Genomic DNA, 12360 nt, shown 5'->3' on the forward strand with positions numbered 1-12360 from the left:
GGAAGCCTGTAGTACGAGTACGAGCTTTTTGAGGAGTATGCCGGGCGGGTTTGGCCGCTTCCAACGTTCTGAAAGACCCGGTTCACGTTACTTCTGCGCCAACCGTTACCAGCCCTTTTCCAACAATCTTCAGAGAACGTCCGCAGCCAAGCCTATAGGCAGAAGATGATTCTAAATATCAAAAATAATCGCCTCTCTTGGAGGCGATTATTTACAGGTATTTCAGATGTTCAAGGGCCGACTTTCAGCCCTTTTCACAGAAACTGAAAAGAATTACGGAACCATGTCAGTAATTTCATCTTTGCGGACCTTCTTCATCAGATCTTCGCGCTTGACACCAAGATAAAGCGCAATCGCCGCAGAAACAAACACGGACGAATAAACGCCAAGAAGAATACCAATGGTCAGCGCAAGCGCAAAATAATGCAGCGCAGGACCGCCGAAGAAGAACATGGAAAGAGTCACCATCAGCGTGGACGAGTGCGTAATGACCGTACGGGAAATCGTCTGCGTAATCGCAGTATTGACGATTTCTACCGGAGTCCCCTTTCTGATCTTGCGGAAACATTCTCGACAGCGGTCGAAAATAATCACGGACTCGTTAACCGAGTATCCGAGTACCGCCAGAACCGCCGCCAATACCGGCAGCGAGAACTCCCACTGAAACAGTGAGAACACGCCAAGGACCAGAAAGACGTCGTGCATGTTGGCGATAATGGCCGCAACCGCGAACTTCCATTCAAAGCGGAAGGCCAAATAAACCATAATGCCGACAATCACTAACAGCAGGGCTGTCAGACCGTCCGTCGCCAGCTCTTCGCCAACCTGCGGTCCGACGAACTCAGTTCGGCGCAGCTGCGCATCAGGTTCGCTCTTGTGAATTACGTTCATAACCTCTTCGCTCATCTGAGCAGAGGTTTTCCCGTTCTTCAAAGGCAGACGAATCTGCGCGTCCCGAGCCGTTCCGAAGTTCACGACCTGTACTTCTCCTCCGGTAGCCTTTTCTAATTCCACACGCAGCTCCTGAACAGGCACTGCGTTCGGATAGTTGACCTCCATTACGAGACCGCCGGTGAACTCAATCGAGAAAGCTAAGCCGCGTACAACAAGCAAACCAATCGCGATAAAGAAGGAAATAAACGAGATCGCGTTCAGAATCTTGGAATACTTCATGAACGGGATCGTTTTGTGGATTCTAAATAGTTCCATAGTTATGCTCCTTTTGCCTTAGGTGCGTCGGCATCAGGCCGCCAAACTTGTCCGATTGAAAGAGATGTGAGCTTTCTGCGGCGTCCGTAGTACAGGTTCACAATAGCTCTGGAAACCATGACGGATGTAAAGATAGAGGTCATGATGCCCAAACAGTGAACCACAGCGAAGCCTCGTACCGGGCCGGAACCGAAAATCAGAAGCGCGATACCCGCGATTAAGCTGGTGATGTTGGAGTCCAAAATCGTGTTGAACGCCATTCCGTAGCCCTCGCTGATCGCCTGCTGAGGCGTTCGCCCTATTCGGAGCTCTTCACGAATACGTTCGTTAATCAGAACGTTCGCGTCCACCGCCATACCAAGCGTCAGCGCCATAGCGGCAATACCCGGAAGCGTCAGTGTCGCCTGCAGCATGGACAGAATCGCGACCAGAAGCAGAAGGTTGCAGGTCAGAGAGATCGCGGAGATCAAGCCGAAGAGTCGGTAGTAAATGACCATGAAGACAGACACGGCAATGAAGCCCCACAGAGTGGAACGGAAGCCCGCCTTAATGTTTTCCGCACCCAGGCTCGGGCCGACCAGACGTTCTTCAATAATTTCCATCGGAGCGGCAAGAGAACCGGCTCTTAAAAGCAGCGCGGTATCAGTTGCTTCAATCGTAGTCATACGACCGGAAATCTGAACGCGGCCGCCGCCGATTTCCTGACGAATTACTGGAGCTGTCACAACTTCGCCCTTACCTTTTTCAAAAAGGATAATCGCCATGCGCTTGCCAACGTTCTCACGTGTCACGTCTTTGAAAATGCGTGCGCCCTTGTTGTCCAGAGTCAGGTTAACCGTCGGTTCCTGAGTCTGGTTGTCAAAACCGGGCTGCGCGTCATTCAGGTTATCGCCGGTCAGAACGACCTGACGTTTAACTAAAATGTCGCGGCCTTCACGATCTTTATAACGCTCAGTTCCGAAAGGAACCGTACCCTGCGCAAGCTGAGCAAGCGCTTCGGGACTGTCGTCCACCATTCTGACTTCAAGCGTTGCTGTGCGGCCGAGAATGTCTTTAGCCTTAGCGGTATCCTGTACGCCCGGAAGCTGAACAACAATACGGTCGGCACCCTGCTGCGCGATCACGGGTTCAGCTACGCCAAGCTCATTGATTCGGTTGTGCAGTGTCGCGACGTTCTGCTTCAGCGCATACTCCTGTACATCCTGCATAGCTTTCTGGGACATCGCGCCGATGATCATGTATTTGCCCGCCTGTTCGGACTTGGCAAACGTCAAATCAGACTGGCGGTTTCTCAGAATATCAAGCGCATTGTCTTCGTCTTCGGCATTGCGGAAAGAAATCTCAAGCGTGTCACCGACTCGATTGATACCGGTATGACGAATCTTCTTATCACGAAGGACAGTCCTGACTTCGCCTGAGGCCGCTTCGATTCTCTTTGTGACAGCCGCCTTCATGTCCACAGCGAGCAAAAAGTGCACGCCGCCGCGAAGGTCAAGACCGAGGTACATCGGCAGAGCGTTAAGGCTCAGCAGCCACTGCGGCGTATTCGGTACAAGATTCAGCGCGACCACATAAGCGGGATCGGCCGGATCGGGATTCAGAAGCTTTTCAATGATGTCACGGGAGCGAAGCTGAAGATCGCCTTCGGTCGGAGCAAAGCGAACGCGGATGGAATTCTGCTGAGCGCCCTGCTCAAAGAAAACACCGTTCGGCTCAATTTTCGCCGCCTTCAGAGCATCTTCAACACTCTTCAGAGTGTTTTCAGTAACTTTTGTCGTTGCTTTTCCGGGACTAACCTGAACTGCGGGCGACTCACCATAGAAATTCGGCAGCGTATAGATCGCAGCGATCGCGAGCACAACCACAATCAGAATATATTTCCAGAGTGGGTATCGATTCATAACTATTTTTGGCGGTTCTCTCGCCTATCTCGTTAAAACTACAAAACGACCGTCCCCTTTCCAGAGACGGCCGTGACATATCCGTTAGGCGCGGAAATTAAAACTTAACCGTTCCTTTGGGAAGAACTGCCTGAATGGCCAGACGCTGGAACGTAATCGCAACCGGCTTGTCTTCAACCTGGGCAATCTGAAGATTGATGTAGTTCTCATCGGCAGCAAGAATCTTGCCGCAGATACCGCCCGCTGTAATGACTTCGTCTCCGACAGTCAAAGCGTCAATCATCTTCTTGTGCTCTTTCTGGCGTTTCTGCTGCGGTCTGATCAAAAGGAACCAGAACACGGCAAAGATCAGAATCATGATGCCGAAAGAGGACGCCATGCTTTCAAGGCCTCCGGGTGCCGCAACCGCGCCGCCGGCAGCCTGAGCGTATGCTTCAGAAATAAACAATTTAATACTCCAATGTTAAATCACAAATATGCGGGATTTGTTTTATATAAATCTAACTAATTATAGAGGACTTAGTTAATTTGAATATGAAGAAAATTCCTAACCGACTCCTCTGGCTCGATCTCTGTAGAACTGCTCACGCCACTGTGTAAAGCGGCCTTCATCAAGCGCCTCACGAATCTCTTTCATCAGATTGAGATAGTAGTGCAGATTATGAATCGTATTGAGTCGGGCACCAAGAATTTCATTGACCTTCTGCAGATGATGCAGATAGGCTCGGGAGAAATTGCGGCAGCAGTAGCAGTCGCAGGTCTCGTCAAGCGGACGCAGATCATGCTTGTATTTGGCGTTGCGAAGCTTCACATCGCCGTAGCGTGTGAATAGCCAGCCGTTGCGGGCGTTGCGGGTCGGCATGACGCAGTCAAACATGTCGATACCGCGGCTGACGCCTTCCACTAAATCTTCCGGTGTGCCGACACCCATCAGATAACGAGGTCTGTCCTCCGGCATGATTCCGCTCATATGATCGAGAATCTTGATCATTTCTTCTTTCGGCTCGCCGACAGAAAGACCTCCGATCGCATAGCCGTCAAAACCGATGTCCTTCAGCCCGGCGAGAGACTCGTCACGAAGATTTTGGAACATCCCGCCCTGAACAATGCCAAAGAGCGCATTCGGGTTTTCAAGACGATCAAACGCTTCTCTGGAACGCTTTGCCCACCTCAGAGACAGCCGCATGGAATCTGCGGCCTGCTTTTCCGTCGCGGGTACGCCGTTGATCTCGTACGGCGTGCATTCGTCAAAAATCATAGCGATGTCCGAATTCAGCACCTTCTGAATTTCCATCGAAACTTCAGGTGTGAGGAACAATCTTTCACCGTTGATCGGAGAGGCAAAACGTACGCCTTCTTCCGTAATCTTTCTCAGTTTCCCAAGAGAGAAGACCTGGAAGCCTCCGGAGTCGGTAAGAATGGGTTTGTCCCAGCCCATAAAACCGTGAAGACCGCCATGCTCGGCGATAACATCCAGTCCCGGACGAAGCCAAAGATGAAAGGTGTTGCCCAAAAGAATCTGGGTGCCGATTTCATTGAGCTCAAGAGGGCTCATCGCTTTAACAGTACCGTATGTTCCGACGGGCATGAACACAGGGGTCTGAACGACGCCGTGGTTCAAATGGATTTCCGCTCTGCGCGCAGACCCTTCTTTTTTATGAAGTTTAAAAGTCAGACTCATGAGTTAGCCTTTTTTTCGAGAAAACATGCATCCCCGTAGCTGAAGAATCTGTACTTTTCTTCAACGGCATGTTTGTAAGCGTTAAGAATTTCGTCTCTACCGCAAAGGGCACTGACGAGCATAACCAATGTTGATTTAGGAAGATGGAAGTTCGTGACCATGGCGTCACAAACTTTGAATTCATATCCGGGCGTAATAAAGAGTCGGGTTTCCGCTGCTCCCGGAACCACTTTGCCTTCCGGATTTGAAGAAGCGCTCGCTTCAACGGTACGAAGACTCGTTGTTCCGACACAAATGACTCTTCTGCCTTCTTCTTTTGCCTTGTTGATTTTGCGGGCGGTCTCCTCAGGTATCGTGTACCACTCGGAGTGCATCACGTGTTCGGACAGATTCTCTACGCGCACCGGCTGGAAAGTTCCGGCACCGACGTGAAGCGTGACAAAAACTTCTTCACAGCCTTTATCCCGAATCTGCTGCAGAAGCTCTTCCGTAAAGTGCAGTCCGGCCGTCGGCGCGGCTACCGCGCCGGGATGGCTTGCGTAAACCGTTTGATAACGCGTTTCATCGGACTTCTCAGCCGCATGCTGAATGTAGGGAGGAAGCGGAACTTTGCCGTATTCATCCAGAACTTCAAGGACCGGACGTTCATAGCGAAGCTTAAAGAACTCTCCTTCTCGGCCGAGAACTTCTGCAACCGCAGGCTCACCGCCTTCCGGATGGTCAAAGTAAAGAATAGTTCCGGGCTTTGCAGGCTTGCTCGAGCGCATCATGGAGATAGCTTCGTGCGTACCGATCACACGTTCGGTCATGGCTTCAAAAAAGCCGCCGGTTTGTTTGCGGCCGGTGAGCCGGGCTTTAATAACTTTGGTGTCGTTAAAAATAAGAACGTCTCCGGCACGAACCAAGTTCAGAAGATCTCTGAAAATAAGGTCTTCAAGGCTACCGTCGGGCCGCACGTGAAGCAGTCGCGAGGAAGCTCGATCTTTCAGCGGAAATTGCGCAATCAGGCTTTCCGGGAGTTCAAAATCAAAATCAGATAAATGCTGTTCTTTTTCGTTCATGGCTTTACCGGCCCTGAGAAAATCGGCCCATTGGGCCGTATGGTTAAAGACTATGCGGTTTGCCCGGAGGCTCATCGACATAAGTCACTTCAAGAATATCGAGCTTTTTAACACCTTTTGGCGTCGGAAGGAGAACCGTATCGCCTTCAAAGTGTTTCAAAAAGACACGAGCGATCGGAGAAATCCAGGATACGTCACCGACCGAACCGTCCGCTTCGTCAATTCCGACGATGCGGATTTTAGACTCCTCGCCCTGTTCATTGGCGAATAACACGGTCGCGCCGAAAAAAATCTGATCTGTCGGCGGCCGATTCGCGATGTCGATGACTTCGCTGTTTTCAATACGTTTATTAAGAAAACGAATTCTGCGGTCGATTTCGCGCAGACGCTTTTTGCCGTAAAGGTAATCTCCGTTTTCGCTTCTATCGCCGTTTGACGCTGCCCACGCAACGACCTGAACCGTTTCCGGACGTTCCACCAGAACAAGATTTTTACGTTCGGCTAAAAGCCTGTTGTAACAGGCGCGCGTCATGTAATTCTTGGTTCCTTTGATTTCAGGTATCTTGACTTCCTCTTCGTCGTAGTCTTCTTCGTCTTCGGCTTTAAATTCGAGATCTTCGCTCATTTGTCTTCCCCTATAAGTTCAAAAGACCGCAAAAAGCGGCCTTCCGAACCTATTTGGTTATTTTAAGGCTTTGGCGCCTGATCAGGGCCTTCCGGCTTATCTTCAGGCTTGGCGTCTTCAGCTTTGGGCGCCGCCTGCTCCGTCTGAGGCGTCTCGTCAGCTTCCGGCTTCGAATCCTGAGCCTCTGCGGCATTCTCCTCTGCGGCCGGTGCGCTCACCTGAGCTTCAGGAGCAGCGTCAGCGACCTTTTTCTTCTTGGAGAGCTGCTTCGGAGGACGCGGATCCTTGCCTTCCATAATGTCATCAATCTGATCGGAATCGATCGTTTCCCATTCAAGCAAGGCATGCGCCATCTTGTGCATTTCTTCCTGATGTTCTTCGATCAGTTTGCGCGCGATTGCGTACTGTTCGTCAATAATACGGCGAACTTCCGCATCCACATTGCGCATTGTCTCTTCAGAAATATGCTTTGTCTGCGTGACGGAGCGGCCGAGGAAGACTTCATTCTCGTTTTCGCCGTAGACCATGGGGCCGAGCTTATCGCTCATACCGTAGCGCATAACCATGTCGCGCGCCATCTGAGTTGCGCGTTCAAAGTCGTTGGAAGCGCCTGTGGTCATCTGATTCATAAACACTTCCTCAGCGATACGGCCGCCAAAGAGAATCGCAATGCGAGTCAGAAGATACTGTCTGTCATAAGAATAATGATCTTCTGCAGGCAGCTGCATCGTCAGACCAAGCGCACGGCCGCGAGGAATAATCGTAACCTTATGAACGGGGTCGCTCTTAGGCATCAGACGCGCAACCAATGCGTGGCCGGATTCGTGATAGGCCGTATTCTTGCGCTCGTTCTCATCCATGACCATGCCTTTTCTTTCGGCACCCATCATGATCTTGTCCTTAGCGCGTTCGAAGTCTTCCATCGCGACCACACGGCCGTTTCTGCGAGCGGCAAAAAGCGCCGCTTCGTTCACGAGATTGGCCAAATCGGCTCCGGAGAATCCGGGCGTACCTCTCGCAAGGATCGCTTCGTCCACATCGGCGCCCACCGGGATCTTGCGCATGTGAACTTTGAGAATCTGTTCACGGCCGCGGATATCGGGCAGCGGAACCACAACCTGACGGTCAAAACGGCCGGGACGCAGCAGCGCCGGGTCAAGAACGTCCGGACGGTTGGTCGCAGCAATGACGATAACGCTGGAATTGGTATCGAAACCGTCCATCTCCACGAGCATCTGATTCAGAGTCTGCTCACGTTCGTCGTTGCCGCCGCCGAGACCGGCGCCGCGCTGACGACCCACAGCATCAATTTCATCAATGAAGATAATGCAGGGAGAATTCTTCTTCGCGTTCTCGAACATGTCGCGAACACGAGCCGCACCAACACCGACGAACATTTCCACGAAGTCGGAACCGGAAATGGTAAAGAACGGAACCTTCGCTTCGCCTGCAATCGCTTTGGCGAGCAGCGTCTTACCGGTACCCGGAGAGCCGACAAGCAGAACGCCGCGGGGAATGCGTCCGCCAAGGCGCTGATATTTGGTCGGGTCTTTCAGATAATCGACCATTTCGGAGACTTCTTCTTTAGCCTCGTCACAGCCGGCAACATCCGCAAATGTGATGTTGTTATTGGAGCTGTCAAGCATTCTGGCTTTGGATTTGCCAAAACTGAAGGCGCCGCCTTTGCCGCCGCCCTGCATCTGACGCATGAAGAAAATCCAAACACCGATGAGGAGAATCATCGGGAACCAGGAGATGAAGATAGAAGCAAGGAAGCTCTGCTCTTCGTCCGGCTGACCGTAAACCTGAACACCCGCCTTGCGGAGATCTTCAACCATCCAAAGATCGCCGGGCGCGGTAATCTTATAAGTCGCGCCTTCCGTCGGCGTGACAGTAAGGGTTCTGCCCTGAACATCAACGCGCTTGATTTTGCCTTCCTTAGCCTGGTCCATGAATTGGGTGTAGCTCGTGGAAGGTTCCGCAGTCGCGATCTTCTTAGCCCCGTCGAATTGTTTAAACACAGTAAACAAAACCAGAGCAATAACGATCCAGACAGCAACTTTGGCAAATAAATTATTTTTATTCAAAATATTATCCCTTTCGGCTTATCGCCGCTGCAAATGATCGGTTTCTAAAATATGACTGTTGTGACAGATCAAAGCACATAAGTGTCTCAACACAATACCAAAAACTTAAAAAGATTACAGTTCACACGGCCCTGTTTTTCCAATTGTTAACATTATGAAGATTCGAAGTGACTGAAACACGGTTTTTCACTCACTTCGGGATTCATCAGCATGCTAATCAATATTTGACGGATACCCCTTCAAGCGCGGAACATTCTTCTAACTTAGTGATGATGTCCCAACTCGGAGATATCTTCATCGGAAGCTTTGTGCAAAGCAGCTTGCCCGGGAACACGAATTCCATTTCGATCGGTACCGCGAACTCCTGATTCTTGATTGAATTATTCAGAATAATCTGCTGAATTCCTTCAAGCTCCGCGGGATCAGCATCTGGTCTGATGCGCATTTTGACTTTTGCGCCGTTTTCTTTTCTCAGCTCATAGAGCGGCGCAAATTCGCCGGCGGAAACCCAATCTTTATTCGTCTTCTTGCTATGGCCTCTCTTAATCGAAACCACCACAATTTCACCTTTGGGAATGGTCTTGATTTTCTCAAGATTTCGCTCGTAGTACTCCAGATTGATTCGGTAATCCTCAACCTTTTCTCCTGCTTCAAGGTGCAGCTGGACAAAATATTTGCCGTCCTTACTCTGACGCTTTTCACAGCCGGCGTAAATACCCGCGACCCGGAAGTCGCCAAATCCCTCCGGCGCCGCATCCAGGAGCGATGCGCCGTAATACCTGCTCAGCTCTTTCTTGTAGACATGACTCGGATGACTTGAGAAATACATTCCCATGACGGAAAACTCTTTCTCAAGCGTACTGCGTTCGCTCCAGGGCGTCACCTCAATCATTTCAACACACTGTTCCTCTTCTTCTCCGAACAGAGAGAACTGGTTGGAGGAACTTTCCGACTGCTGAGCTGCCTGAATAACTAAATCGACGTTATCAAACCATTTGCGGCGGTTTGGATCAATCGAATCAAAGACGCCCGCAAGAGAAAACGCCTGCAGGACTTTCTTGGTGATCGCAGAGGTGCCGACTCGTTTAGCGAGATCATACATATCTTTAAACGGACCATTTTCGCTGCGCTCTTTCACAATCGCGTCCGCAGGGCCCTGACCGATCCCCTTCAGAGCGCCGAAGCCTAAACGAATCACTTTGGTTTTCGGACTTGTGAAATTAAATTCGCTGCCGTTGATATCGGGACCTAAGATTTCCACACCATGCTTGGCGGCATCCGAAAGGATCGTACGCATCTTCGTCGCGTCCGTCATGACTTCGGTCAGGGACGAGGCAAGGAACTCCGCAGGATAGTAATTCTTGAGCCAAGCGGTTTTATAAGCGACATAAGAGTAAGCCGCGGCATGAGATTTATTAAATCCGTAGCCTGCAAACTTTCTCATCAATTCGAACAAATGCGTCGCAACTTCTTCGGTGACGCCGTTCTTTGCGGCGCCCTCAATAAAGACTTTGCTTTGGCGCTCCATTTCCGCGACGTCTTTCTTACCCATGGCTCGGCGCAGAATATCCGCGCCGCCAAGTGAGTATCCTCCGATTTTCTGCGCGACCAGCATGACCTGTTCCTGATAGACCATAATGCCGGAGGTTTCTTCCAAAATCGGAATTAAGCGGTCATCCGCGTATTCGGCTTTCTTTTTCCCGTCTCGAATATCAATAAAGTCATCAATCAGGTCCATCGGGCCCGGACGATACAGCGCGTTCAAAGCGATCAAGTCGGAAATCTTTGTCGGTACCGCGCGAATCAGCAGCTGACGCATACCGGTCGATTCAAACTGGAAGACCGCAACGGTATCGCCCTTCTGGAAAATATTCCGGTAGGTCGCTTCGTCGTCGCACTCCATATGTTCAATATCCGGACGGCTGCCGGTATTGGCTTCAATATAGTCAAGCGCGCGTTCAATGATCGTGAGTGTGGTAAGACCCAGGAAGTCGAACTTCACCAGGCCGACCGCTTCAACGTCTTTTTTATCGTACTGACTGATTACGTTCTCAGGGAGCATCCCAGCCGCATACAGCGGACAGAAATCAACGAGCTTTCCGGGCGCGATCAGCACGCCGCCCGCATGAATGCCCAGGCTCTTGGTTGTCCCCTCAAGTTTCAGTGCGTACGTGACCAGTTTTCTAACCTGAGGATCATTGCGCACCGCCGCTCTAAATTCCGGAATATCGGAGAGCGCCTCTGCCAATGTAATGTTCTTTCCGGGAATCGTCGGGATCATACGCGCCAGACGATCCGTCTCCATATAGGACATATCGAGCGTCCTGCCGACGTCCTTAATCGCACCCTTTGCCGCCATCGTGCCGAAGGTCGCGATCTGGCTGACCGATTCGTCGCCGTACTTGCTTTTTACATACTCAATGACACGGCCGCGGTTGTTCTGACAGAAGTCCACGTCAAAGTCAGGCATGGAAACGCGTTCCGGATTCAGAAATCGCTCAAACAGCAGGTCAAACTGAAGCGGATCCAAATCGGTAATGCCCAGGCAGTACGCAACCAGTGAACCGGCGCCCGAACCTCGCCCCGGACCCACCGGACAGCCGTGTGTCTTGGCCCAGTTAATAAAGTCCTGAACGATGAGGAAGTATCCTGGGAAATCCATCTCCTGAATAATTCCGATTTCGCGCTCCAGACGCTGTGAGTAGGTCGGGAACTTTTCTTTTCTGACCTTCTCATCCGGATAAAGCACTTTGAGACGGCGATCGAGACCCCGACGGGCAAGTTCAGCCATATATTCTTTGAGCGATTTCCCTTCAGGTGTCGGGAAAATCGGCAGCTGAGGCTTGCCAAGCTTCAGCGTCAGGTTGCACATCTTGGCGATTTCAACCGTGTTCTCGATCGCGGACGGAATATCCGAGAACAAAGCAATCATTTCCTCTTTGCTCTTGAAATACTGTTCCGGCGTAAAAATTCTCGGACGGGCTTGATTGGCTAGCGTATAGCCTTCAGCGATCGCACTTCTTGCCTCATGGAATTCAAAATCTTCCTTTTCTTCAAACTGAATCGGATGGGCAGCGACGACCGGAATGTTCAGCTCTTTGGCAAGTCTGACCGTACCGTCAACCACCGCTTCAAGCTCGGGGCGGCCGATTCTCTGAATTTCCAGATAGAACTGACCCGGAAAACGAGCAGCAAGCTGCGCGCACTCCTCTTTGGCCGCTTCAAAGCTTCCGTTGAGGATCGATTTACCGACTGAGCCGGTATTAAAACCGGAGAGAACAATCAGTCCCTTGGCCATGTCCTCAGTGATCCAATCAAGGTCGATCTCGCCTCTGTCCTTATGCTGATTCTTCAGCCATGCGCGGGAGAGCAGCTCACAAAGCGCATGGTAGCCGTCCTGGTTTTTACACAGGAAAAGCAGACGATGGGGATCGTCCCGATTGTAGTGATTGGTGATCCAGCAGTCGGCGCCGAGGATCGGTTTAATTCCCGCACCGGAAGCCGCCTTGTAGAAAATCACGTCTCCGAACATTGCCGAGAGGTCCGTAATCGCAAGCGCCTTCATACCGGAGGCGATCGCTTTATGCACAATCTTTTTCGGTTTGATCAGACCGTCTTTGATCGAAAATTCGGTGTGCATGCGAAGGTGGACAAAATCTTGACTCATATCGTTCGGTTCCGGAGAAAAGGAAGGCTGGAATTTGGAAAATTCTAAAGGATCAATCTTAACGAAATGAGGACAGAATCGCATGGTTACAAACCAAACGATTGTCCTCTGAAAAGCCGAGCTGCATGA

General features: G+C 51.0%; 8 protein-coding genes. All 8 read right to left on the reverse strand.

Annotation, left to right across the window (positions count from 1 at the left end; translation table 11 throughout):
* Positions 1 to 273: 273 nt before the first annotated feature.
* Positions 274 to 1209, reverse strand: coding sequence for a protein translocase subunit SecF (secF, locus tag E5987_RS01985; protein ID WP_160334413.1), 936 nt, complete (start codon positions 1207 to 1209; stop codon positions 274 to 276).
* 2 nt (positions 1210 to 1211) lie between these two features.
* Entirely contained in the window at positions 1212 to 3110 is a 1899-nt protein-coding gene (secD, locus tag E5987_RS01990; RefSeq protein WP_160334414.1) for a protein translocase subunit SecD, read from the reverse strand.
* A gap of 97 nt (positions 3111 to 3207) precedes the next feature.
* A complete protein-coding gene (gene yajC / locus E5987_RS01995; protein ID WP_160334415.1) occupies positions 3208 to 3558 on the reverse strand; it encodes a preprotein translocase subunit YajC in 351 nt (116 codons plus the stop codon).
* Positions 3559 to 3657: 99 nt separating this feature from the next.
* Positions 3658 to 4791, reverse strand: coding sequence for a tRNA guanosine(34) transglycosylase Tgt (tgt, locus tag E5987_RS02000; protein ID WP_160334416.1), 1134 nt, complete (start codon positions 4789 to 4791; stop codon positions 3658 to 3660).
* Entirely contained in the window at positions 4788 to 5852 is a 1065-nt protein-coding gene (gene queA, locus E5987_RS02005; protein WP_160334417.1) for a tRNA preQ1(34) S-adenosylmethionine ribosyltransferase-isomerase QueA, read from the reverse strand. Before queA ends, tgt begins: the two co-directional genes overlap by 4 nt.
* A 43-nt stretch (positions 5853 to 5895) precedes the next feature.
* On the reverse strand, positions 5896 to 6477 hold the full coding sequence (gene greB / locus E5987_RS02010) for a transcription elongation factor GreB (RefSeq protein ID WP_160334418.1): 582 nt from the start codon (positions 6475 to 6477) through the stop codon (positions 5896 to 5898).
* 62 nt (positions 6478 to 6539) lie between these two features.
* Complete coding sequence (ftsH, locus tag E5987_RS02015; protein ID WP_160334419.1) at positions 6540 to 8564, reverse strand: ATP-dependent zinc metalloprotease FtsH; 2025 nt, start codon at positions 8562 to 8564, stop codon at positions 6540 to 6542.
* 217 nt (positions 8565 to 8781) lie between these two features.
* Positions 8782 to 12231, reverse strand: coding sequence for a DNA polymerase III subunit alpha (gene dnaE / locus E5987_RS02020; protein WP_160334420.1), 3450 nt, complete (start codon positions 12229 to 12231; stop codon positions 8782 to 8784).
* Positions 12232 to 12360: the final 129 nt, after the last annotated feature.

Source organism: Parasutterella muris, assembly GCF_009767915.1.
Lineage (GTDB): Bacteria > Pseudomonadota > Gammaproteobacteria > Burkholderiales > Burkholderiaceae_F > Parasutterella > Parasutterella muris.

Excerpts from the sequence above, each read along its gene's own strand:
- secF (WP_160334413.1), bottom strand. The coding sequence starts at position 1,209 with ATGGAACTATTTAGAATCCACAAAACGATCCCGTTCATGAAGTATTCC.
- secD (WP_160334414.1), bottom strand. The coding sequence starts at position 3,110 with ATGAATCGATACCCACTCTGGAAATATATTCTGATTGTGGTTGTGCTC.
- tgt (WP_160334416.1), bottom strand. The coding sequence starts at position 4,791 with ATGAGTCTGACTTTTAAACTTCATAAAAAAGAAGGGTCTGCGCGCAGA.
- queA (WP_160334417.1), bottom strand. The coding sequence starts at position 5,852 with ATGAACGAAAAAGAACAGCATTTATCTGATTTTGATTTTGAACTCCCG.
- greB (WP_160334418.1), bottom strand. The coding sequence starts at position 6,477 with ATGAGCGAAGATCTCGAATTTAAAGCCGAAGACGAAGAAGACTACGAC.
- dnaE (WP_160334420.1), bottom strand. The coding sequence starts at position 12,231 with ATGAGTCAAGATTTTGTCCACCTTCGCATGCACACCGAATTTTCGATC.